The 23,479-nt window shown below is 54.2% G+C and carries 22 protein-coding genes; 11 read left to right on the top strand and 11 right to left on the bottom strand.

Annotation, left to right across the window (positions count from 1 at the left end; translation table 11 throughout):
* The 5 genes from RDN66_RS23350 to pfkA all read left to right on the top strand — a co-directional run.
* On the top strand, positions 1 to 210 hold a 210-nt coding region (locus tag RDN66_RS23350), incomplete at its 5' end, for an ogr/Delta-like zinc finger family protein (protein ID WP_308538214.1).
* A gap of 101 nt (positions 211 to 311) precedes the next feature.
* Positions 312 to 644, top strand: coding sequence for a hypothetical protein (locus tag RDN66_RS23355; protein ID WP_032654118.1), 333 nt, complete (start codon positions 312 to 314; stop codon positions 642 to 644).
* Positions 645 to 655: 11 nt separating this feature from the next.
* The gene (locus RDN66_RS23360) at positions 656 to 1,288 is read left to right on the top strand and encodes a type VI secretion system-associated protein TagO (RefSeq protein WP_308538215.1); all 633 of its coding nucleotides are present in this window, start codon (positions 656 to 658) and stop codon (positions 1,286 to 1,288) included.
* A 224-nt stretch (positions 1,289 to 1,512) separates the two neighbouring features.
* Complete coding sequence (gene fieF, locus RDN66_RS23365) at positions 1,513 to 2,406, top strand: CDF family cation-efflux transporter FieF (protein WP_035892352.1); 894 nt, start codon at positions 1,513 to 1,515, stop codon at positions 2,404 to 2,406.
* A gap of 201 nt (positions 2,407 to 2,607) precedes the next feature.
* Complete coding sequence (gene pfkA, locus RDN66_RS23370; protein ID WP_035892353.1) at positions 2,608 to 3,570, top strand: 6-phosphofructokinase; 963 nt, start codon at positions 2,608 to 2,610, stop codon at positions 3,568 to 3,570.
* An 82-nt stretch (positions 3,571 to 3,652) separates the two neighbouring features.
* On the opposite strand, the gene rraA is transcribed toward pfkA, so the two are convergent.
* The 7 genes from rraA to priA form a co-directional block, all read right to left on the bottom strand.
* Positions 3,653 to 4,138 (bottom strand): ribonuclease E activity regulator RraA, encoded by a 486-nt coding sequence (rraA, locus tag RDN66_RS23375; RefSeq protein ID WP_035892355.1) that lies wholly within the window; start codon positions 4,136 to 4,138, stop codon positions 3,653 to 3,655.
* A 92-nt stretch (positions 4,139 to 4,230) separates the two neighbouring features.
* Complete coding sequence (menA, locus tag RDN66_RS23380; RefSeq protein WP_035892356.1) at positions 4,231 to 5,157, bottom strand: 1,4-dihydroxy-2-naphthoate polyprenyltransferase; 927 nt, start codon at positions 5,155 to 5,157, stop codon at positions 4,231 to 4,233.
* A 68-nt stretch (positions 5,158 to 5,225) separates the two neighbouring features.
* Complete coding sequence (gene hslU, locus RDN66_RS23385) at positions 5,226 to 6,557, bottom strand: HslU--HslV peptidase ATPase subunit (protein WP_123651619.1); 1,332 nt, start codon at positions 6,555 to 6,557, stop codon at positions 5,226 to 5,228.
* Between the two features lie 9 nt (positions 6,558 to 6,566).
* On the bottom strand, positions 6,567 to 7,097 hold the full coding sequence (hslV, locus tag RDN66_RS23390) for an ATP-dependent protease subunit HslV (protein WP_035892358.1): 531 nt from the start codon (positions 7,095 to 7,097) through the stop codon (positions 6,567 to 6,569).
* Positions 7,098 to 7,390: 293 nt separating this feature from the next.
* Positions 7,391 to 8,356 carry a cell division protein FtsN gene (ftsN, locus tag RDN66_RS23395; RefSeq protein WP_115073658.1) on the bottom strand — a complete coding sequence of 322 codons (966 nt, stop codon included), beginning with the start codon at positions 8,354 to 8,356 and terminating at the stop codon, positions 7,391 to 7,393.
* A 98-nt stretch (positions 8,357 to 8,454) separates the two neighbouring features.
* The gene (gene cytR, locus RDN66_RS23400) at positions 8,455 to 9,477 is read right to left on the bottom strand and encodes a DNA-binding transcriptional regulator CytR (RefSeq protein WP_308538216.1); all 1,023 of its coding nucleotides are present in this window, start codon (positions 9,475 to 9,477) and stop codon (positions 8,455 to 8,457) included.
* A gap of 149 nt (positions 9,478 to 9,626) precedes the next feature.
* Complete coding sequence (priA, locus tag RDN66_RS23405; RefSeq protein ID WP_202216839.1) at positions 9,627 to 11,822, bottom strand: primosomal protein N'; 2,196 nt, start codon at positions 11,820 to 11,822, stop codon at positions 9,627 to 9,629.
* Between the two features lie 202 nt (positions 11,823 to 12,024).
* Between priA and rpmE the strand changes: the two genes are divergently transcribed.
* The 3 genes from rpmE to RDN66_RS23420 all read left to right on the top strand — a co-directional run bounded on the left by rpmE (position 12,025) and on the right by RDN66_RS23420 (position 14,856).
* Positions 12,025 to 12,237, top strand: coding sequence for a 50S ribosomal protein L31 (gene rpmE, locus RDN66_RS23410; protein ID WP_035892364.1), 213 nt, complete (start codon positions 12,025 to 12,027; stop codon positions 12,235 to 12,237).
* 426 nt (positions 12,238 to 12,663) lie between these two features.
* On the top strand, positions 12,664 to 13,344 hold the full coding sequence (locus RDN66_RS23415; protein WP_202216838.1) for an oligogalacturonate-specific porin KdgM family protein: 681 nt from the start codon (positions 12,664 to 12,666) through the stop codon (positions 13,342 to 13,344).
* An 87-nt stretch (positions 13,345 to 13,431) separates the two neighbouring features.
* The gene (locus RDN66_RS23420; RefSeq protein WP_202216837.1) at positions 13,432 to 14,856 is read left to right on the top strand and encodes an MFS transporter; all 1,425 of its coding nucleotides are present in this window, start codon (positions 13,432 to 13,434) and stop codon (positions 14,854 to 14,856) included.
* A gap of 374 nt (positions 14,857 to 15,230) precedes the next feature.
* On the opposite strand, the gene metJ is transcribed toward RDN66_RS23420, so the two are convergent.
* On the bottom strand, positions 15,231 to 15,548 hold the full coding sequence (gene metJ, locus RDN66_RS23425) for a met regulon transcriptional regulator MetJ (RefSeq protein WP_202216836.1): 318 nt from the start codon (positions 15,546 to 15,548) through the stop codon (positions 15,231 to 15,233).
* 260 nt (positions 15,549 to 15,808) lie between these two features.
* Between metJ and metB the strand changes: the two genes are divergently transcribed.
* Together metB and RDN66_RS23435 are read left to right on the top strand one after the other, a co-directional pair.
* The gene (gene metB, locus RDN66_RS23430) at positions 15,809 to 16,969 is read left to right on the top strand and encodes a cystathionine gamma-synthase (protein WP_035892372.1); all 1,161 of its coding nucleotides are present in this window, start codon (positions 15,809 to 15,811) and stop codon (positions 16,967 to 16,969) included.
* Between the two features lie 2 nt (positions 16,970 to 16,971).
* A complete protein-coding gene (locus RDN66_RS23435; protein WP_202216835.1) occupies positions 16,972 to 19,404 on the top strand; it encodes a bifunctional aspartate kinase/homoserine dehydrogenase II in 2,433 nt (810 codons plus the stop codon).
* On the opposite strand, the gene RDN66_RS23440 is transcribed toward RDN66_RS23435, so the two are convergent.
* A complete protein-coding gene (locus RDN66_RS23440) occupies positions 19,405 to 19,785 on the bottom strand; it encodes a carboxymuconolactone decarboxylase family protein (RefSeq protein WP_308538217.1) in 381 nt (126 codons plus the stop codon).
* An 88-nt stretch (positions 19,786 to 19,873) separates the two neighbouring features.
* On the opposite strand from RDN66_RS23440, the gene RDN66_RS23445 reads away from it, so the two are divergent.
* Positions 19,874 to 20,782, top strand: coding sequence for a LysR family transcriptional regulator (locus tag RDN66_RS23445; RefSeq protein WP_202216833.1), 909 nt, complete (start codon positions 19,874 to 19,876; stop codon positions 20,780 to 20,782).
* On the opposite strand, the gene malI is transcribed toward RDN66_RS23445, so the two are convergent.
* Positions 20,755 to 21,771 (bottom strand): Mal regulon transcriptional regulator MalI, encoded by a 1,017-nt coding sequence (gene malI, locus RDN66_RS23450; protein WP_202216832.1) that lies wholly within the window; start codon positions 21,769 to 21,771, stop codon positions 20,755 to 20,757. The genes RDN66_RS23445 and malI overlap by 28 nt on opposite strands.
* 89 nt (positions 21,772 to 21,860) lie before the next feature.
* Entirely contained in the window at positions 21,861 to 23,360 is a 1,500-nt protein-coding gene (locus tag RDN66_RS23455; RefSeq protein ID WP_308538218.1) for a PTS transporter subunit EIIC, read from the bottom strand.
* Positions 23,361 to 23,479: the final 119 nt, after the last annotated feature.

The following is a 23,479-nucleotide window of genomic DNA, read 5'->3' on the forward strand; positions in this document are numbered from 1 at the left end:
GCAAAAACCAGAACCAGCGTTGAGCTGAGTTTGCTTGTACGGCGCAGCTATCACCAGTGTCAAAATATGTTGTGCGGGTACTGTTTCACCAGCATGACGGAAATAGACGGTTCACTAAATCAGACCCAGCCAGCGCCCGGCGCGATGGTGCCACAAGAAGCTTTTCCACGAAGTCACCACGGCGAAGATCAGTTATCGCTGGCACTCTAAAATAACCCGCCTATATGGCGGGTTAATTTTTATTTATTCAAACAAAATCAACTGATAGGCTTTATGGCGGTTATGTAACCATGTCTATGGAGTCTAGGAAAATGGCATTAGTAAACTGCCCGGAATGCAGTAAAGAAATTAGTGATTCAGCGTTTAAATGCCCGTCTTGCGGCCATCAGGTCAGAAAGCCGAAGCGCTCATTATTTGGCAAGATCGTTAAATGGATTTTTATCCTGTTTAACATCTTTATGATCTATTGCATTTTTGCCGGGGCTGGCGGCAGTAGTGACGTTATCAATAACGCAGCCTCAGACGCAGAACGGGCCGGAGCCGCAATTGGTACGGGGCTGGGGATGATGATGCTGGGAACCATCTGGGTTATTGGCGATATCATTATCGGAATGTTTGTTTTCTTTACTCGCCCGAAATCATGAAAGGTAATGGTATGAAAAAGATAATCATTGCTATGGCGCTTTGCTCTTCTGCTGTATCAACAGCGTATGCGGTAGAACCAGTTAAAGCCGATATTAACAATGACGCATTAATGAAATGCCAATCCGAGGAAAAAAGTGATGCGCGTTTAGCTTGTTACGATAAGGTTCTTCCACCGAAAGTAGCCGAAGAGGCTAAGCCAGTAGTAGGTGTTGGAAAATGGCAGGTATCCACGAAAACTTCACCCGTGGATGATTCAGAGAATGTTTATATTAGCCTTTCTGCTAATGATTCTTTCCGGTCACAGTTTGGGGAATCGATCACACCAAGTCTTTACATCACTTGCCGCGAGAAAAAAACAGAACTTTTCCTCAATTGGGATACCTATCTTGGGTTGAACGAAACACAGATGTTATCTCGCTTGGATAAACAGAAGGCAAAAACGAAAACATGGGACATATCTAGCGATACCAAATCGGTATTTTATCGTGGCAATGTCATTGAGTTCGTCAAGGCGCTGAGCCAGGCTAACTCAATGTTTACTCAGATCACGCCTTACAATGAAAGTCCCGTGAGCGCGACATTTGATGTTGCTGGTCTGTCTGAGGCATTGAAGCCACTTCAAAAAGCGTGTGGATGGAAGTAATGCGGTGTGCAGCCCCGTAATGCACGGGGCTTTTTTTGTCGAAGTGTAGTCAAAATGTAGACGAAGATTAGAATAAATCCTTTTATTCCATTGTGTTACTGGCCGGATTTCTTCACCATCCCTGTCTTCCCCCTCATGATGAGGGGGTTTTTTTGTCTTAAATTCGTCACCGCGCACCCCTCATACATTCCGCTATACTACGCAGATCGAAAGCAGGAGTGTTTATGAATCAATCTTATGGACGACTGGTAAGTCGTGCAGCAATCGCCGCAACGGTCATGGCTTCCGTGCTGCTGGTGATTAAAATCTTTGCGTGGTGGTATACCGGGTCGGTCAGTATTCTGGCGGCGCTGGTGGATTCGCTAGTGGATATCGCCGCCTCGCTGACCAACTTGCTGGTGGTGCGCTATTCGCTGCAACCGGCGGATGAGGAGCATACTTTTGGTCACGGTAAGGCCGAATCGTTGGCGGCGCTGGCACAAAGTATGTTTATTTCGGGTTCGGCGCTGTTCCTGTTTTTGACCGGGATCCAGCATCTGGCCCGGCCGACGCCAATGAGCCAGCCGGGCATCGGCGTGGTAGTGACGGTGATTGCGCTTATCAGTACATTAGTCCTCGTGACGTTTCAGCGATGGGTGGTCAGAAAAACCCAGAGCCAGGCCGTACGCGCGGATATGCTTCATTATCAGTCTGATGTTATGATGAACGGCGCGATTCTTGTTGCGCTCGGCCTCTCCTGGTACGGCTGGCATCGCGCCGATGCGCTGTTTGCATTAGGAATTGGCATCTATATTCTATATAGCGCGTTACGCATGGGGTACGAAGCGGTGCAATCGTTATTGGATCGCGCGCTGCCCGATGAAGAACGTCAGGAAATTTTCGACATCGTGACCACCTGGCCTGGTGTAAGCGGTGCTCACGATCTCCGAACGCGGCAGTCAGGGCCGACCCGCTTTATTCAGATTCATATTGAAATGGAAGACAACCTGCCGCTGGTTCAGGCGCATCACGTTGCCGATCAGGTGGAGCAGGCGATTTTGCATCGTTTTCCTGGGTCCGACGTGATTATTCATCAGGATCCGTGCTCTGTTATGCTGCAGGCAAACAGAGACGTTTGAACTTTCGCAGTGGTTGTATTAAATGTGAGCTAAGTCGGCATTATTTGTATAAATAACCGCCGGTTAGCCTGACCTGAATCAATTCAGCAAGAAGCGCTTGATATACTATCTCTACATAGAGTCGTTCTCTCCCCCCTACAACTGTGGGAGCGCTTCGGGCAGAAGAATTAATTTTTAGCATTCCTAAGTTCAGAGGTAGTCATGATTAAGAAAATCGGTGTGTTGACAAGTGGCGGTGATGCGCCGGGTATGAACGCCGCCATTCGCGGTGTTGTGCGCGCAGCATTGACGGAAGGCATTGAAGTCATGGGCATCTATGACGGTTATCTGGGCCTGTACGAAGACCGTATGGTACAGCTCGACCGTTACAGCGTGTCTGACATGATTAACCGTGGCGGCACCTTCCTGGGCTCCGCGCGTTTCCCAGAATTCCGTGATGAAAACATCCGTGCCGTGGCTATCGAAAACCTGAAAAAACGCGGTATCGATGCGCTGGTTGTTATCGGCGGTGACGGCTCCTACATGGGTGCCGTGCGTCTGACCGAAATGGGCTTCCCATGCATCGGCCTGCCGGGCACCATTGATAACGACATCAAAGGCACCGACTACACCATTGGTTTCTTCACTGCCCTGAGCACCGTGGTGGAAGCAATTGACCGTCTGCGTGACACCTCTTCTTCTCACCAGCGTATCTCCGTTGTGGAAGTCATGGGCCGTTACTGCGGCGACCTGACTCTGGCTGCGGCTATCGCGGGCGGCTGTGAGTTTATCGTCGTTCCGGAAATCGAATTCAAACGCGACGACCTGGTTGCCGAAATCAAAGCGGGCATCGCCAAAGGTAAGAAACACGCGATCGTGGCGATTACCGAACATATGTGTGACGTTGACGAGCTGGCGCACTTTATCGAGAAAGAAACTGGCCGTGAAACCCGTGCAACCGTTCTGGGCCACATCCAGCGCGGCGGCTCCCCGGTTCCTTACGACCGTATCCTGGCATCCCGCATGGGCGCGTACGCGATTGAACTGCTGCAGCAGGGCTTCGGCGGCCGCTGTGTCGGTATTCAGAACGAAAAACTGGTTCACCATGACATCATCGACGCTATCGAAAACATGAAGCGTCCGTTCAAAGGTGACTGGCTGGAATGCGCTAAACAGCTGTACTAAGTCGCGTTTACCCGGAAACGGGCAGATTCGAGTGAAAAAAAAGCCTTCTCAATGAGAAGGCTTTTTTGTACGCGTAAGGCGCTTATTCGATATCCAGTGCGTCTTCCGACAGGATAATGCCGGTATTGTCGGCATAGAGATGGTCGCCGGAGAAGAAGGTTACGCCGCCGAAGTTGACGCGAACGTCGCTTTCGCCGATGCCTTCGCCCGCGGCACCAACCGGAATGGCGGCAATCGCCTGAATGCCGATATCCAACTCTTCTAAATCATCGACCTGACGCACCGCACCGTATACCACGATGCCTTCCCACTCGTTCTGAGTGGCCAGGCGGGCGAGGTCGGCGTCGATCAGCGCGCGACGGACAGAACCGCCGCCGTCGACCAGCAGAATGCGGCCACGGCCGTTCTGTTCGAGCAGATCGTACAGCAACCCGTTATCCTCGAAACATTTTACGGTGATGATTTGTCCACCAAACGACAGCCGTCCGCCAAAGTTAGAGAACAGGGGTTCTACTACGTTGACATCTTCCTGGTAGATGTCGCAAAGCTCGGAAGTATCGTATTTCATAGGATTAACGCTCAGTCGCTGCGAGTGATTTTAGTATATCGCGCTCTACGCATTGTTGGCAAAATCATCAATTGTTAATTGATATTTGTCAGTTAAGCTAGCGTCTTGCTCAGCACAATTCCGATGACGAACAGCAGGTTAGTTAACAACGCCCCTTTTACCGTTCTTTCCAGCATTGGCGGCATCGCCTGTGGGGAGCGCTCGCGCATCACAAAACGCGCTTGTTTCACCAGCAACGGCGCGCTGAGAATAAACAGCCAGCCCCACGGACTATGCAGCGAGAGCAGGTTGAATAGTGCCAGGCAGACCAGCGTCCCCATCAGTAGGCAGACGTGGTAACGGCGGGCGTTAACCGGCCCTAAACGCACGGCCAGCGTGTTCTTACCGTTCTCCCGGTCGCTGTCGATATCGCGCAGGTTATTGATATTCAGCACCGCCGTTGCCAGCAAACCGCAGGCGGTCGCAGGCAGAATAATGGCGCTGCTCAAGGTGTGCGTCTGTAAATACCAGCTACCAATAACGCTCAGCCAGCCGAAGAATATCAGCACCGAGACATCGCCAAGGCCAATGTAGCCATACGGACGCGTGCCGACGGTGTAGGTGATGGCGGCAATAATCGCCAGCAGCCCCAGCACCAGGAAGCCGATAAAATCACCGGTAGTCTGTGAAGCGGTAAACAGCAGAGCAAGACCAGAGACGCAGATAAGCCCGACGGTGATGATCAGCGCGCGCTTCATCTGCTCTTTGGTGATAACCCCTTTTTGCATACCGCGCAGCGGCCCGATACGGTCCGGCTTATCGCTGCCTTTCACCGCATCACCATAGTCGTTGGCGAGGTTAGAGAGAATTTGCAGCAGGCTTGCGGTGATTAGCGCCAGCACGGCAACGCCCGCGTTAAAGTGCCCTTGCCACCACGCCAGCGCGGTGCCGACGACGATTGCCGCGCAGGCCAGAGGTAACGTTTTCGGACGCAGACTTTCCAGCCAGGCCTGAGAGCGGCTTACAGGTGTATTTGTCATAATAATTAGCCAATAAAAATGGGGCTTTTCAGCCCCATCAATTAAAGATGAAAATGCAGTGACCGCGATTATAGGATAAAACGGCTCAGATCTTCATCTGCGACTAATGCATCCAGATGTTTGCTCACATATTCCGCATCAATTGTGATGCTTTGACCGTTGAGGTCGCTGGCGTCATAGGAGATATCTTCCATCAGACGTTCCAGAACGGTATGCAGACGACGGGCACCGATGTTCTCGGTGGTTTCGTTGACCTGCCATGCCGCTTCGGCGATACGCTTGATACCGGATTCGGTGAACTCGATGTTCACGCCTTCGGTGGCCATCAGCGCTTTGTACTGTACGGTAACAGAAGCATTTGGCTCGGTCAGGATACGCTCGAAGTCGCTGGTGGTCAGCGCCTGCAGCTCTACGCGAATCGGCAGACGGCCCTGTAATTCAGGGATCAGGTCAGACGGCTTCGCCACCTGGAATGCGCCGGAGGCGATAAACAGGATGTGGTCGGTTTTGACCATACCGTGTTTAGTGGAGACGGTGCAGCCTTCAACCAGCGGCAGCAGGTCGCGCTGTACGCCTTCACGGGAAACGTCCGGGCCGGAGGATTCGCCGCGCTTACAGATTTTGTCGATTTCGTCGATGAACACGATACCGTGCTGCTCAACCGCGTCGATTGCGTCTTGCTTCAGCTCTTCTGGGTTCACCAGCTTCGCTGCTTCTTCTTCAATCAGCAGCTTCATCGCATCTTTGATTTTCAGCTTGCGCGGTTTCTGCTTCTGGCCGCCCAGGTTCTGGAACATGGATTGCAGCTGGCTGGTCATCTCTTCCATGCCCGGAGGGGACATGATTTCGACGCCCATTGGCGCAGCGGCGAGATCAATTTCAATCTCTTTGTCGTCCAGCTGGCCTTCACGCAGTTTCTTACGGAATGCCTGGCGTGCGGCGGAAGGCTCGGCCTGCTGCTCTGCCTGGCCCCAGTTGTTTTTAGCCGGCGGGATCAGCACGTCAAGAATGCGCTCTTCGGCCATCTCCTCTGCGCGGTAGCGGTTCTTCTCGATAGACTGAACGCGTACCATTTTGATAGCAGAATCAGTCAGATCGCGGATGATAGAATCCACTTCTTTACCCACATAGCCCACTTCGGTGAACTTAGTGGCTTCGACTTTGATGAACGGTGCGTTGGCGAGCTTCGCCAGACGACGGGCGATTTCGGTTTTACCGACGCCGGTTGGGCCGATCATCAGAATGTTTTTCGGCGTCACTTCGTGGCGCAGCTCTTCGTCGAGCTGCATACGGCGCCAGCGGTTACGTAAGGCGATAGCAACAGAACGCTTAGCCGCGTCCTGACCGATAATGTGTTTGTTCAGCTCGCTGACAATTTCGCGTGGGGTCATTTCAGACATGGGAGATCCTTACGCCTTAGACGGTAATTCTTCAATGGTGTGGAAATGGTTGGTATAGATGCAGATGTCGCCTGCGATATCCAACGCTTTTTCAGCAATCTCGCGCGCGCTAAGCTCGGTGTTTTCCAGCATGGCGCGGGCCGCGGCTTGGGCGTACGGGCCGCCAGAGCCGATAGCAATCAGGTCGTTTTCTGGCTGCACGACGTCACCGTTCCCGGTGATGATAAGCGATGCGGTTTCGTCCGCGACCGCCAGCAGGGCTTCCAGCTTGCGCAGCATACGGTCGGTACGCCAGTCTTTCGCCAGCTCAACGGCGGCTTTGACCAGATGGCCCTGGTGCATTTCCAGCTTACGTTCAAACAGTTCGAACAGCGTGAAGGCGTCCGCGGTACCGCCAGCAAAACCAGCGATCACTTTGTCGTTATACAGACGGCGGACTTTTTTCACGTTGCCTTTCATGACGGTATTGCCCAACGTGGCCTGACCATCACCGGCGATTACGACGTGGCCGTTACGGCGAACACTTACTATTGTTGTCACGAGCAGACCCCTTTGTTGCAAATACGAGATATACACATCATCCTTCAAGCTGCCTCTGCGTTGGCTGCGTTCACTCACCCCAGTCACGTACTTATGTACGCTCCTGGGGATTCGTTCTCTTGCCGCGTTACTCGGCTTACAGCCTCGCCCCTTCGGGGCCAGCGCAAGCGCTGTTCAACATGCTAAAGCATGTTGTGATGCAGCTCGAATGATTTCGTGTATAGACAGGCCCCGTATCGCAGTCACGCGTACGGGGCAGAATGTAAGTATAGATGGGGGAGTTTTTGGGGGTTTCAACCCCCGGAGGCGAGCCTAATGCAGTTTCCGTGACCTGCCAACTTCAGACGGGCGATGGTGTTATCGACGTTTTCTTTGCCTTTGACCGGGCCGATGACCACGCGATTCCAGCCGTTGTTGGTGGTGATTCTGGAATCAAAGCCTTCAAACGCCAGTTGCGCACGGACGGTTTCCGCCTGCTCAGCACCTTTGAACGAACCGCACTGTACCATCCAGCGACGATCGTCTTTTTTCTCTGGCTTCGGCGGCGGTGTCACTTCACGCACTTCCGGGATACCGTTATTGCTCTGCGCTTTTGGCTGCGAGGCGGCGGTGTGCGCTGGTGTTTGCAGCAGATCCTGATACGGCGCCTTGTTGGAGACCGTTGCCTTTGGCGCCTGCTGGGTTTGATGCGTCTGCTGAACCGGCTGCGGCGCGCGCGTTTGTGGCTGCTGTACGACCTGCTGCTGCGACCACTGCTGTTGCTGAGCCTGCTGCGCAAGGCGCTGGCGCTGCAAGGTTTGCTGGCGCTGCGCTGGCGTTTGCTCGTTCCACGGCACTTCCGTCAGCTGCGTTGGCTGCTGGCGCATATCCGCCTGCATCTGGGCCAACAGCTGGCGCTGCTCGTCGGTTAGCTGATTCGGGTTAATCACTTCCCCGCCCGCAGACGGTTCGGTTGGCGCACGAACGCCTGGCTGGCGACTTTCCAGCTCTTTGATATAGCGCCAGCGTTCTTCCGGCTTCGGCGGAAGGCCATTCCCGGTCACCTGGCGGCTCTGGAGTGCTTCAGACTCTTCTTTCTTATGGTGCGTAATGAAGTACAAACCGCCGATAAAGGCGACGACAACTGCGGCAGCAATCGCCACCATGGCAGGAGAGACTGCCGGAAAGTTACTTTGCTTTTTCCGTGTATTCCGTGAAGCGCTGTTCTTGCGCCGCGAAGGTGCCTGTTGGCTGCGGCGTACATAGTCTCGTTGTGCCACTATCGTTTCGCTGTCTTTTTCCGTTAGTTAGCCCGACATGTTACTTAAGCGACGGGGCTTTGACCAGACAAGCAAGTCCTAAAGCACCCTGCTTTACATCAAATTTTGCTTGTGCTGCCACGAATGATCAGTTCGCAATCCAGCAGACGCGAACCACTATCAACAAACTGCCCGCTCAGTTGATTCAGCAACAGCAGCATGGCTTCCCGACCAATATCGAAACGTGGTTGAGAAACCGTGGTTAGCGGTGGGTCGCAAAATTCAGCCAGCGAGATGTTATCGAAGCCAATAATGGACAGGTCATCCGGGACTTTCAGCCCCTGACGTTTAGCGTAAGAGAGTGCGCCCAGCGCCATAATATCGCTGTGGCAGAAAATGGCGGTTGGTGGCTGAGGCAGCGCCAGCAGCTGTTCCAGTGCGTTAGCGCCGGCTTCATAGGTGAAGTTGCCGCGGGCGATATAGTGAAGGTCGACGGTAATACCACAGCGACGCAGCGCCTGCACGTAGCCTTGTAGACGATAATGGCACAGCGGCATCTCTTCCGGCCCGGCGATACAGGCGATGCGCTGGTGGCCGAGTTCGTGAAGATAGTTAACGGCATCAAACGAGGCGGTGAGGTTGTCGATGTGTACCGTCGGCAGCCCCAGCTCGGGAGCAAATTCGTTAGCCATCACCATTGGCGGCAGATTGCGCTGTTCTTCAATGCTGGCGTCGAACGGCAGACGCGAACCCAGCAGCAGCATGCCGTCAATTTGCTTGGTGATGATTAAATCGATGAAGGTTTTTTCCTGCTGATTCTGGTGAGCACAGTCGCCAATCAGCACCAGATAGCCCTGTGCTGCAGCCGTCACCTCGATCCCGCGGATCACTTCGCTAAAGAAGGGATCGCAGATATCCGGAACGATAACCAGAATAGTGCGCGACTCATTGCGCTTCATGTTACGCCCCTGCATCTGCGGCAGGTAGCCCACTTCCAGCGCCGCTTGCTCTACGCGGTTACGCGTGGCCTGCGAGACTTTCTCTGGGTTCATCAATGCACGAGATACGGTTGCCGTAGAGACATTCGCTTGTAGGGCAACATCCTTCATGGTTGCGGCAACAACCGGTTTTTTAGCCTTCACCTGATTTCTCCTCGCTAACTGGCGCAGGCACGTCCTATGTGACCTGACATCTGACACACTTTTATCAGATAGTTAGGGGGATCCGTTACAGAATTTTCATCAGAAATGTGATGTTTGTTTGATTTCTAGATCCCGCTCGCAACTCTGCATTAACCTTCGATTGGGTCAACGTCGAGAACCCACTTCACCTTGCGGGATTCCGGCAGCGTATTGATGAGCGCGAGGCTCGCCGTGACAATATGCTGCAGGCGAATGCGTGAAGGGTGCTGTAGCAGTATCTGCCAGCGGTAGCGGCCGCCACGTTTCGCTGCCAGCGCCGGAACCGGGCCAATCACCCACAGTTTGTCATCCGCCAGCGGGCTGGCCTGTATCAGGTTACGCAGCTGTTGCAGGAACACTGGCGCCTGCTGATTGTTGTGATCTTCGGCGCGAATCAGCACGTGGCTGGTGTATGGCGGCAACTGCATGGTCTGGCGTTCCGCCAGCGCCTGCTCGGCGAAGGCGTTGTAGCCTTTATAAAGCAACGTTTGCAGCAGCGGGTGGTCGGGATGGTGCGTTTGCAAAACCACTTCGCCCTGTTTACCCGCGCGTCCGGCGCGGCCGGAAACTTGGGTATAAAGCTGGGCAAAACGTTCTGCCGAGCGGAAATCAGCGGAGAACAACGCGCCGTCTACGTCCAGCAGGGCAACCAGCGTGACGTCAGGGAAGTGGTGGCCTTTCGCCAGCATCTGGGTACCAATCAGAATACGCGCGCCACCGCGATGTACTTCCGCCAGATGCTGTTCCAGCGCGCCTTTGCGGCTGGTGGTATCGCGGTCGATACGCGAGAGCGGCACGCCGGGGAACATCGGGCCTAATACTTGCTCCAACTGCTCGGTACCCAAGCCCACCGGCACCATGTGCGTTGAGCCGCAGGATGGGCACTGGCGTGGGATAGGGCGCTGGCTGTCACAGTGGTGGCAGCGCAGATGATGCTGTGCCTGGTGCAGCGTGTAGTAGCTGTCGCAGCGCGGACATTCGGCAATCCAGCCGCAGTCGTGGCACAGCAGCGTAGGGGCGAACCCGCGGCGGTTAAGGAATAAAATGACCTGGTTGTCGGCCTGCAAATGCTGGCGCATACGGTTGATCAGCGCCGGTGAGAGCCCGGCCTGAAGCTGCTGCCCTTTTAAATCCAGCACGTGCTGGGTCGCCGGACGGGCGTTACCCGCGCGACGAGTTAAGCGCAGCAGGCGATACTTGTGCTGGCGTACGTTGAGCAGGGTTTCCAACGCCGGTGTTGCCGATCCGAGGATAATGGGGATCTGCTCGCTGTGCGCACGCCATACCGCAAGGTCGCGGGCGTGGTAGCGCCAGCCTTCCTGCTGCTTGTAGGAGCTGTCGTGCTCTTCATCGATGACAATGACGCCAAGATTTTTAAACGGCGTAAACAGCGATGAACGGGTACCGATGACGATCGCCGCTTCACCGCTTTTGGCCTTGAGCCAGGCGGCCATGCGCTCGCTGTCGTTCAGCGCCGAGTGCAGCACTTCTACCGGTGCATTAAAGCGCTCGCGGAAGCGGGCGATAGTTTGCGGCGTCAGGCCGATTTCCGGCACCATTACCAGCGCTTGCTTACCCTGCGCCAGCACGTTTTCCAGCACGCTGAGGTAGACTTCCGTTTTTCCCGAACCCGTGATGCCTTCCAGCAGCCAGGCGGAAAATTCGTCGGACGCGCTGTGAATCGCTCCTACGGCGGTTGCCTGTTCGGTATTCAGGCGCAGACGTTCGCCAGGTACGGAATAGGTGGTGCGCCAGTCGATAGTTTCCGGCGCAATACTGCCCAGCTCGCAAAACCCTTTGGCGCGCAGCGACTGCATTGCGCTTTCATTAAACTCCAGCTCCGCGACCTGATGGCGCCAGATCTTCCCCTGACGCAGTGCGGCCAGCGCCTGCTGTTGTTTTGGCGAGCGCTTCAGGCTGTTAATGTCCACCGCCTGACCCTGCTCAGTGGCAAACCAGAACCACTGCGGCGTGGCGCTGGCAGGTTTCCCCTGGCGCAGCAAAATGGGCAGCGCATGGAACAACACGTCGCCAATAGGGTGATGGTAATAGTCTGCTGCCCACAGCAGCAGCCGCCAGACGGAAGTGGAGAAGACCGGTTCGCCGTCCAACACCTCAATGACCGCTTTTAGCTCATCGCGCGGCAGCTCGCTGCTCTCGTTGACCGAGACGACGATCCCCACGCGCTCCTGTTTACCAAACGGCACGCGCACGCGGCAGCCTGCTTTCGCGCTGAGGTCATCAGGCAGCAGGTAGTCGAAGGTGCGGGGCAGCGGAACAGGCAGGGCAACGTGAGCAACGGGCATGTTTTCTTCCTGACTTGAAATCTGGCGAGACAGTATACACATTGTGGTAAGGGAACGCGGATCAGTTTGCATCTGTTGGTCAAATTCTGTATGATTCGCGGCCTTTGATGCATCTTTGTATCATCGACCTATACTATTAACATCGCGTGGTGTCTGGCGTTAGGGCTGGAAGAGCGACGCGGCCTTAACCGAGGTTTTCCCCATGAAAAAAGATATTCACCCGAAATACGAAGAAATTACTGCAACTTGTTCTTGCGGTAACGTCATGCAGATCCGCTCTACCGTTGGTCACGACCTGAACCTGGACGTGTGCGGTAAATGCCACCCGTTCTATACTGGCAAGCAGCGTGATGTTGCTACCGGTGGCCGTGTTGACCGCTTCAACAAGCGTTTCAGCATCCCAGGCAGCAAGTAAGTTGCCAAGCGAAAAAAGCGCCTCAGGGCGCTTTTTTTGTGCCCGAAAAACGGCGCGGCTTTCCGCCTATCTTTATAATTCATTCCATTTTATTGCTGAATGCTTTTTTTAATAAATAAGAAAAATATATATTTATAGCAGCGCTATTTTTATTTCTGAGTAAATTTTATTATTGGATTCATTTTAATTATATTTGTCTGGTAACCTATTTATAGCAACTAATCATTGTTGTTGGTGATCTGCATCTTATTCATCTTGAGTTTTTTGCCATTTTTCATTGTTGGTTGGCAGTAATAAAAAGGTGTAACCGTAAATTACAAAATAAAATATCAGCGTAAATAAATACAAATAAATAGCCTTGACTCATTGCGCGGATAGCTCAGCGAGGATTGGACTGGTTGCTGATTATTTTAAAGAGTAATTACCATGAAAATGAAATATGCCTTATTACTTCTTCCACTATTATCCGGCGCTGCGCATGCGGGTTACGTAGACTATCGTCATGAGTACTATGATGATGGTCGTAACTACGATCGTGTGTATATGTCGAATCGTTTTGCGACCGGTTTTGGCGTCGCCGTTGAAGCGGTATCTCGCTCCGATGAGAAAGAGTCGAACCATGCGCTAAACAATATGGAGTCTAATAGTGCAGAGTATACGGCTAGCTATCAATTTGAATGGAAAGGTTTTATCTGGCAGCCAGGGATAGCCGTTGAGACGGGTGATGATATGGCAATCTACAAGCCCTATATCCGCGTCCAGTATAATATTAATGATAACTGGTGGACGGCTTTCCGCTACCGTACGGAGTATGCCCGTCGTAACGGAGATGGGCGCGATGACCGCACCGTTTATCGTCCAGAGGCCTGGTTGGGTTATAACATCGATAATTGGATGTTTGAGCTGAACGGCATTTATAAAGTTGCGGATAGCGAAGATCTCTACAATAACGGCAAAGATGATTACGAATATAACTTCCGCGTCGCTTATAACATTGATTCGTGGATTCCTTTTGTTGAAATCGGTAACGTTTCCTCCGGTTATAACACGACAACCACCGACGATCGCCAGACGCGTTATCGTATCGGCCTCGGTTACAACTTCTAATAATGAGTTCCCGTATTCCGTTTATTTAACGGTGCATCAGGATGTGCGCATAATTTGCGTGAATAATGTGTCTAAGGAGTTGACATCATGTCGAGTGATGGAGATATCGCTGGCTGCAATAAAAATATAGCGGTCAGACCTTTCGGATTCAGAGACAAAATTGGTTATTTATGTGGTGACCTGGGAACCTGTTTTATTCTCGGGTTGGTCAACAGTTTCTTAATGATTTATTACACGAACGTACTCGGGGTTTCCGGTGTGATTGTTGGGTCGCTCTATTTTGTGACCAAGCTCTTTGATGCGTTTGTCGACGTTGGCGTTGGGCGCCTATGTGATACGTCTAAACTGACCGCTCATGGACGTTTTAACCCTTGGGTGCGTCGCATGAAGTATCCGTTCTGTATTATTGCGGTCGTCCTGTTTTTGCCGTTTGTACATGATTTTTCTTATACGGCGAAAATTATCTATATTTGCTGCTCCTATTTTATTTACGGTTCACTGCTATCGACCGTCAGTATCCCTTACGGTGCAATGTCAGCGGCAATTAGCTCTAACCCGGAAGATCGTGTGTCGCTCTCAACCTATCGTAGCGTTGGGTCGGCAATCGGTGGTGGGGCTACCGGCTTCTTTATCCCTATCCTGATGTACACCACCCTGGTTGACGGCAGTCAGGTTATTTCCGGGCAGCACTTTTTCTGGATTGCCATTGGCTGCGCGGTGCTGGGTTTTATCTTCTTAAGCCTGACCTGCCACTTAACGACGGAACGCGTACGGGTGGAGAGAAAAGAGAGCATGCCTGTTTCTGTTTTGCTCAAAGGGCTGCTGCGTAATAAAGCACTGATCGTATTAGTTGTTGTGGACCTGCTGATTGTGATTAACCAGGGCCTTTCAGGTACAAATATGACGTACCTGTTCAACGACTATTTCCACAATAAAGAGGCCATGTCCGTCGCCTTACTGTTTACCTTTGGATCTCTGGTATTGCTGGCGCCGTCGGCATCATGGCTCACCAGGCGGTTTGGCAAAAAAGAAGCCAGCGTGGGTGCGCTGCTCTTTGCGGTGGTGATGTATGTGCTGATGTACTTCATTCACATTACAGACCCGAAAGTCTATCTGGTTTTCCTGTTCCTGGCGACGCTCGGGGCGGGCTTATTCAACCTGATGATCTGGGCGTTTATGACCGATGTTTGCGATTATCACCAGTATGTGACCGGCGACCGTGAGGATGGCACCGTGTATGGTGTGAACTTCTTTGCTCGTAAGATAGGCCAGGCGTGCGCTGGGGCTATTGGTGGCTTTATGCTGGCGATCATTGGCTACCAGTCTTCATCAACAGGTGGTGCCGTACAAACCCGTATTGTGCAGGAAAATATTTACACCATGGCGAACCTGCTACCAGCCTTATGTCTGTTCCTGGCGGCCGCTATCTTGATCTATTTCTATCCGCTGAACCGTAAAGAGACGCTCAAAATGGAAGAAACGTTGAATAAATTCAACGGGATCAGCAAGTAATACAGAGTAGAAAAGGCGGTGGGGCACTCTTACCGCCTTTTATTTTTCCAAACGGCAGCTGCATACGCTATTTTTTGTGATATTGGTCACAAAAAAGTTGCAGGGCACACCGGATGCGGTTATTATCTGCACATCAAATGACCTCAAGATTAATACGGGTAAAGGTGTGACTATGCTGACTGCAATCAAAAACGTTTTTGTTTCCTACCTGATCTCTATGTCTGAGCTGCATCCTGAAGTGACTCGCTTCTAAGACACTGAACAAATTATAGAAAACCGCCTCATGAGGCGGTTTTTTTATGTCTGGCGTTCCGCTTCAGGGTCATCAATAAAAAAGCCGGAAAACGTTGACGTTTCCCGGCTTTGTCAGCAAATCAGTACTCCCACGTATCCGGGTCAATCCCCAGTTCACGCATAATATCTTTCGCCGCTTCCGGAATTTCATCGCTGCGCTCTTTACGCAGGTCTTCATCGTTAGGTAACGGTTGACCGGTAAATGCATGCAGGAACGCTTCACACAGCAGTTCGCTGTTGGTGGCGTGACGCAGGTTGTTCACCTGACGACGCGTGCGTTCATCGGTGAGGATCTTCAACACCTTCAGAGGAATGGAAACCGTAATTTTTTTTACTTGCTCACTCTTCTTACCGTGCTCAGCGTATGGGCTGATATATTCGCCGCTCCATTCAGCCATGAGATACCTTTAATCCTCTAGTCATAAGTTAACAGGCCGGGTCACGGCCGTGATCGCGCGTAGTTTACCGTACAGAGCCCTGCTGTGACACGAGCTTCGGCTTCGCAGATGTGCGCTAATGCATATAATTTTAACGGCTATTTGCCAATAGCTCAATCTATACGCAAAGAAGTTTAGAAGTCTAGATGTATTGACGGCTATGGTAACAATGTTTACTCTGGAGTCCGACTTTTCACCGACCTTGCCAGGAACGAATCCTCATGACCCGTAAACAGGCCACCATCGCAGTGCGTAGCGGATTAAATGACGACGAGCAGTATGGTTGTGTTGTCCCGCCCATTCATCTTTCCAGTACCTATAACTTTACCGGCTTTAACGAGCCGCGTGCGCATGACTATTCACGTCGCGGTAACCCGACGCGTGATGTGGTTCAGCGGGCGCTGGCCGAACTGGAAGGAGGCGCAGGCGCGGTTCTGACCAATACGGGCATGTCGGCGATTCATCTGGTGACTACCGTATTCCTCAAGCCTGGCGACCTACTGGTTGCCCCACACGACTGCTACGGCGGCAGCTACCGTCTGTTCGACAGCCTGGCAAAACGTGGCTGCTATCGCGTGCTGTTTGTCGATCAGGGCAATGATGAAGCGTTAAAAGCGGCGCTGGCGGAAAAACCAAAGCTAGTGCTGGTCGAAAGCCCAAGCAACCCGCTGCTGCGCGTGGTGGATATTGCGAAAATCTGCCAACTGGCGCGTGACGCCGGTGCGGTCAGCGTGGTGGATAACACCTTCCTGAGCCCAGCGCTGCAAAACCCGCTGTCGCTCGGAGCGGATCTGGTCCTGCACTCCTGCACCAAATATCTGAACGGCCACTCCGATGTGGTCGCCGGCGTGGTGATTGCAAAAGATCCAGAAACGGTCACAGAACTGGCATGGTGGGCGAATAATATCGGCGTCACCGGCGGCGCGTTCGACAGCTATCTGCTGCTGCGCGGCCTGCGTACGCTCGTACCACGTATGGACGTGGCGCAGCGCAACGCCCAGGCGATTGTCGATTTCCTGAAAACCCAGCCGCTGGTGAAAAAGCTGTATCATCCTTCTTTGCCGGATAACCAGGGGCATGAAATTGCCGCTCGCCAGCAGAAAGGGTTTGGTGCGATGCTGAGCTTTGAACTGAACGGTGACGAACAGACGCTGCGTCGCTTCCTGAGTGGGCTGTCGCTCTTCACACTGGCGGAATCGCTGGGTGGGGTAGAGAGCCTGATTTCTCACGCGGCCACCATGACCCACGCGGGCATGGCCCCGGAAGCGCGCGCGGCCGCAGGTATTTCTGAGACGCTACTGCGTATCTCAACCGGTATTGAAGATAGCCAGGACTTAATTGCCGATCTGGAAAATGGATTCCGGGTCGCAGCAGAGGGGTAAACATGAGTGTGATTGCGCAGGCAGGGGCGAAAGAGCGTCAGCTGCATAAATTTGGTGGGAGTAGTCTGGCGGATGTGAAGTGTTACCTGCGCGTTGCCGGTATTATGACGGAGTACTCTCAGCCCGGCGATATGATGGTCGTTTCCGCCGCAGGGAGCACCACCAACCAGCTGATTAGCTGGCTGAAACTCAGCCAGACCGACCGCCTCTCTGCGCATCAGGTTCAGCAGACGCTGCGCCGCTATCAGTCCGATCTGATTAGCGGCCTGCTGCCTGCCGAGATTGCCGACGGCATGATTGCTGACTTCATTCACGACCTGGAACGCCTGGCCGGGCTTCTGGATAACGGCGTCAGCGATGCGGTTTATGCGGAAGTGGTCGGTCATGGTGAACTGTGGTCGGCTCGTTTGATGGCGGAAGTCCTGAAGCTGCAAGGTCTGGACGCCGCCTGGCTGGATGCACGCGCGTTTTTACGCGCCGAGCGCTCCGCGCAGCCGCAGGTTGATGAAGGTCTCTCTTATCCGCTGCTGCAACAGCTTCTGGCGCAGCATCCGGGAAAACGTCTGGTCGTGACCGGTTTTATCAGCCGCAACAACGCGGGTGAAACCGTGCTGCTGGGGCGTAACGGCTCTGACTACTCCGCGACGCAAATCGGTGCGCTGGCGGGGGTTTCCCGCGTCACCATCTGGAGCGACGTGGCTGGGGTGTACAGCGCCGACCCGCGTAAAGTGAAAGATGCGTGCCTGCTTCCGCTGCTGCGTCTGGATGAAGCCAGCGAGCTGGCGCGTCTTGCCGCACCGGTGCTCCACGCTCGTACCTTGCAGCCGGTTTCCGGCAGCGATATCGACCTGCAATTACGCTGTAGCTATACGCCGGATCAGGGTTCTACGCGCATTGAGCGCGTGCTTGCTTCCGGTACCGGCGCGCGTATTGTTACCAGCCATGATGACGTCTGCCTGATTGAGTTCCGCGTTCCGGCAAGCCAGGACTTCAAGCTGGCGTATAAAGAGATAGACCAATTACTCAAGCGCGCCCAAATCCGCCCACTGGCGGTAGGCGTGCATGCTGACCATAAGCTGCTGCAATTTTGCTACACCTCAGAAGTGGCCGACAGCGCGCTGAAAATTCTTGATGAAGCGGGCCTGCCGGGCGAGCTTCGCCTGCGTCAGGGTCTGGCGCTGGTGGCAATGGTAGGCGCGGGCGTCACCCGTAACCCACTGCACTGCCACCGTTTCTGGCAGCAACTGAAAGGCCAGCCGGTTGAGTTTACCTGGCAGTCCGAAGAGGGCATCAGCCTGGTCGCCGTGCTGCGCGCAGGGCCAACCGAAAGCCTGATTCAGGGTTTGCACCAGTCGCTGTTCCGTGCGGAAAAACGTATCGGCCTGATGCTGTTTGGCAAAGGCAATATTGGTTCCCGCTGGCTGGAGCTGTTTGCCCGTGAGCAAAGCACGCTTTCTGCCCGCACCGGTTTTGAGTTTGTGCTGGCCGGGGTGGTCGATAGCCGCCGCAGCCTGCTGAACTATGAAGGGCTCGACGCCAGCCGCGCGCTGGCCTTCTTCGACGATGAAGCTATTGAACAGGATGAAGAGTCGCTGTTCCTGTGGATGCGCGCCCACCCGTACGACGATCTCGTGGTACTGGACGTGACCGCCAGCCCGCAGTTGGCCGATCAGTATCTTGATTTCGCCAGCCACGGTTTCCACGTGATCAGCGCCAACAAGCTGGCCGGGGCCAGCAGCAGCGATAAATATCGCCAGATCCACGACGCGTTCGATAAAACCGGCCGCCACTGGCTGTATAACGCGACCGTCGGCGCGGGTCTGCCGGTGAACCACACCGTGCGCGACTTGATCGACAGCGGCGACAGTATTCTGGCGATTAGCGGTATCTTCTCCGGGACGCTCTCCTGGCTGTTCTTACAGTTCGACGGCAGCGTGCCGTTTACCGAACTGGTGGATCAGGCCTGGCAGCAGGGGCTGACTGAACCCGATCCACGCGTCGACCTTTCCGGTAAAGACGTGATGCGTAAGCTGGTGATTCTGGCGCGTGAAGCGGGCTACGATATCGAGCCGGACCAGGTACGCGTTGAGTCTCTGGTGCCCGCGCACTGTGAAGAGGGCTCAATCGACCACTTCTTTGAAAATGGCGATGAGCTCAACGAGCAGATGCTCCAGCGCCTGGAAGCGGCGCAGGAGATGGGACTGGTGCTGCGTTACGTGGCGCGATTCGATGCGAACGGTAAAGCCCGCGTTGGCGTAGAAGCCGTGCGTCAGGAGCACCCGCTGGCATCGCTGCTGCCGTGCGATAACGTCTTTGCGATTGAAAGCCGCTGGTACCGCGATAACCCGCTGGTGATTCGTGGGCCGGGCGCCGGTCGCGATGTGACCGCCGGGGCGATTCAGTCGGATATCAACCGTCTGGCGCAGCTGTTGTAATTAGCGTTCATTGTTCGCCGCAAACACCTCTTTTGCGGCGAACGGGCCGTTTAGCGCCGCCGGAAATCCCGCATAAACCGCCATCTGCATAATCACCTCAATAATCTCGTCCTGCGTTAAGCCAACGTGCAGCGCAGCGGCGATGTGTACCTTAAGCTGAGGTGCGGCGTTACCCATGGCGGTGAGCGCGGCGACGGTGGCAATTTCCCGACTGCGAAGGTCCAGACCCGGACGCGCATAAATATCGCCAAACGGAAATTCAAGCAGATAGCGGGCGAAGTCCGGCGCGATATCCTTCAGGCTATCGACAACGGCATCCCCCCCTTTCCCATCAACCTGTTGCAGCATTTTCTGGCCGGTAATATAGCGTTCTGAATTCATGATAAGCCCCTCGTTAGTTAGCGTATAGCGAGAGGATAGGGCGCGTGGTTCCATTTAGATAATACCGATTCCGTGATACCTTTTCGGTATGACGACATCTCCCTTGCACGCTCTGGATATCCGCCTGCTGCGCTACTTTGCCGTGGTGGCGGAAGAGAACAACATGCGCCGCGCGGCTGACAGGTTATATATGTCGCAGCCGCCGTTAAGCCGCCATATTCGCCAGCTTGAAGAACGGCTGGGGGTGACTCTTTTTGTCCGGCATACCAAGGGGCTGACGTTAACGGCTGATGGACTGCGGGTGCTGGAGATTATTCGCCCGCTGCTGGCGCAGCAGGATGAGACCTATATGGCCTTGAGCCAACTCGCGCAGGCAGAAGCACCGTCGCTACGCATAGGGCTGACCACCGCGTTTGAGCAGGGCGTTTTTGCTTCGCTGGAAGCCGTGCTGGCGGCGCAGGTGGAGGCGCTGCACGTGGTACGGCATGGCTCGCCGGAGCTGGTGCGTCAGGTACGTCGGGGGAAACTGGATGCCGCGCTGGTCGCGCTACCGCTGGAGACCTCGGCGCTCAGTCTTACGCGGCTAAATCGGCAGGAGCCACTGATTGCGGCGCTGTCCGCACAATGGGCGGAGGCGGAACAAGAGCGACTGACGCTGAGCACGCTGAACGGCAGGCCGCTATTCTGGTTTAAACGCGAACGTAATCCGGCTTTCTTCGACTTTACCCGCGATATTTTCCGTCGTGTTGGCTATGTCCCTGCCTGCCTGGAAGAACCTCTGGAACATGATGTGCTGCTGGCGCGTATTGCTCGCGGCGAAGGGCTGAGCCTGTTTCCCGCCTCATTTGCCGCTATTCAGCGCCAGGGCGTGGTTTTCCGGGCGATTGATGAAACGGCGCTCTGCGTGGAATGTGGCCTGGTAATGTTACCGGAAAATGCCGCGCGTCTTGCCTGGCTTCTGGAGATGGCTCAGGCCGACTCACGGGTCACTAACTGACCGGAAAGCGTAATCGACTGATTCTCTAGTGCAGGCTCTTTGAGCTTGCGGATCATCAGCGTGGCTGCCTGCCGTCCGCTCTCTTCACTGGCGGAAGAGACATAGGTAAAGGCAGGTGACGTGAGGTTGATGTGCAGCATATCCTCAAAGCCAATCAGAGCGACCTGCTGCGTCAGGAAGACATCTTTACCTACCGTGCGTCCCACCTTATGAATCCCATCAATACAGCCGATCATGGCATCCGGTGAGTGGCAAAGCAGTGCGGTAATCGCGTTGTTGTTTTCCAGCAGTTGGCGCGTGGCCACGCTGGCGGCGTAGGTATCGTCGCCGCAGGCAGGGATAAACTCTTCGCGGTGAGTAATCCCAAGACGGGTGAGGGTGTTGCGAAATCCTACGAGGCGCTGCTGGCGAATCAGGTCGTTCTCCAGGCCGCCGAGATAGGCGATATAGCGATGACCGCGCTCAAGCAGATAGCGCGTTGCCAGACTTGCTGCCTGTTGGTTATCGCGCAGCACACGATTGCACTCATCCTGAATGGGTGACTGCGAGACAACAACCAGCGGCAGCGGGCACTGACGAATTTGTGCGGGTAACGTATCGCGGCGGGAATCGGAGGCCAGATAGATAACCCCGGCAACCCCTTGTTGCTTGAAAGACAGCAGGCAGCGCTCCAGGTGTTCATGCTCGTTCAGCGGCTGACCGAGAAAAACCATATAGCCCTGCGCTTCCAGTTCCTGCACGATGCTCGCCATCACTTTGATGGAAAAGCTGTCGCTGAAGTCGCGAAGAATAAGACCAATCAGGTTGGAAGTGTTTGCGCGAAGGTTGGCGGCGGCGACGTTGTGGACGTAGCCCAGCTCAAGAATGGCGGCCTGCACTTTTTCGATGGTGGCATCGGAGATTTTGCCTTTCTGGCGAAGCACCAGCGACACGGTAGAAACCGATACGCCCGCTCGCTTCGCGACATCAATTATGCTGACCTTCTTCAAAAATCGCTCCCTGAGCCGTCACGCTAATCCACACAAAACAAGGAGGCTCCCATCAGAACGGGAACCTCCAACCGATCATAATCTTATGATTATTTGCCAATCATCGTCGACATGGTTTCTGCGATAAATTGCGCTCGTGCGCCAAATATTACCTGAATTCCGTGATCGCCGACGAAAACGACCCCGCGAGCGCCGATATTGTTCAGCCCATCTTTGTCCACCGGCCTTTTATCCGCCACTTCAAGACGCAGGCGGGTAATGCAGGAACCCACGGAAGCGATGTTATGCTCGCCGCCCAGCAGGTCGATAATCTCCGTTGCCAGATCTTCGTCGGTTTTGTCGTTGGCGCTGACCGTGGTTTCCGTGCGGCCCGGCGTTTTGACGTCGAAACGGCGAATCACAAAGCGGAAGGTGAAGTAGTAAATCAGCCCCATCGGGATACCGACGATAATCGCGTTCAGGAAGTTGGTCTGGTAGCCGTTAAACGACGGCAGGATCCCGAAGGAGATGTAGTCGATAAGCCCGGCCGAGAACGACTTGGCGATATGCGCATGCAGCAGATACATCACCATGTAGGAGAGACCGGCCATGATGGCGTTGAAGACGTAGAGAATTGGCGCCACGAAGATAAAGGTGAACTCAACCGGCTCGGTGATCCCGGTCAGGAAGCAGGTCAGCGCGGCGGAGAACAGAATACCGGCGGCGATTTTTTTATTCTTAGTGTGCGCTTCGTGGTACATCGCCAGACAGGCCGCTGGCAGCGCGAACAGCATCAGCGGGAACTCGCCCTGCATGAATTTACCGGCGTTCTGGTAGGTATCGCTGCTGAAGGATTTCACCCCTTCTTCCAGCATTTTGAACCAGATAGTCTGGTCGCCGTGGATAACCTGACCGGCGTGGGTGGTGTAGTCGCCGAAGGAGTACCAGAACGACGGATACCAGATGTGGGGCAGGCCGAGCGGAATCAGCGCACGTTCAACCAGCCCGAAGATAAAGGTCGAGGCTGCCTGATTATCTCCGTTGATAACCACAGACAGCGCATCGATACCCGCCTGAATGTGCTGCCAGATGTATGGCAGTATCAGACCGAGCACGAACGACAGCAGCGCGGTGGCAATCGCCACGAAGCGTTTGCCGGAGAAGAAGCCGAGGAATTCAGGCAGCTGCATTTTGTGGAAGCGGTTAAAGCACCACGCCGCCAGGATGCCGCAAATCAGGCCGCCAAAGACGCCCATCTGCAGGGTAGGAATCCCCACCACCATCGCGTACTTCCCGCCTTGTCCCGCCATTTCCGGCGTAATGCCCAGTACGGTGCTGATGGTGATGTTGGTGACAAACACGGAGACGGCGGCGGACAGCGCCGCGATGCCGGATTCGGAGGCCAGGCCGACGGCAGAGCCGATGGCAAACAGCATTGGCAGGTTGTCGAAGATAATCCCACCGGCGTTCATCATCAGCGGCAGATGGAATTTATCCCCGAACGCCAGCAGCAAACCCGCCGCGGGCAGAAGCGAGATCGGCAGCATCAGCGCGCGGCCAATCATCGACAGTTTGGAAAGCGATTTAACAACACTTTGAATCAGACTCATACTGATTTCCCCCGATAGACGCCTCTTCGTGCGTGCTTTTAGTAACCCTGTTTATATTAGGTATAACGTTATAGTAGAACGTTCTACTTATCGTGAAACAAGTCATTAACGTCTGCAAT

The organism is uncultured Kluyvera sp., from assembly GCF_902485085.1.
GTDB classification, from domain to species: domain Bacteria; phylum Pseudomonadota; class Gammaproteobacteria; order Enterobacterales; family Enterobacteriaceae; genus Kluyvera; species Kluyvera ascorbata.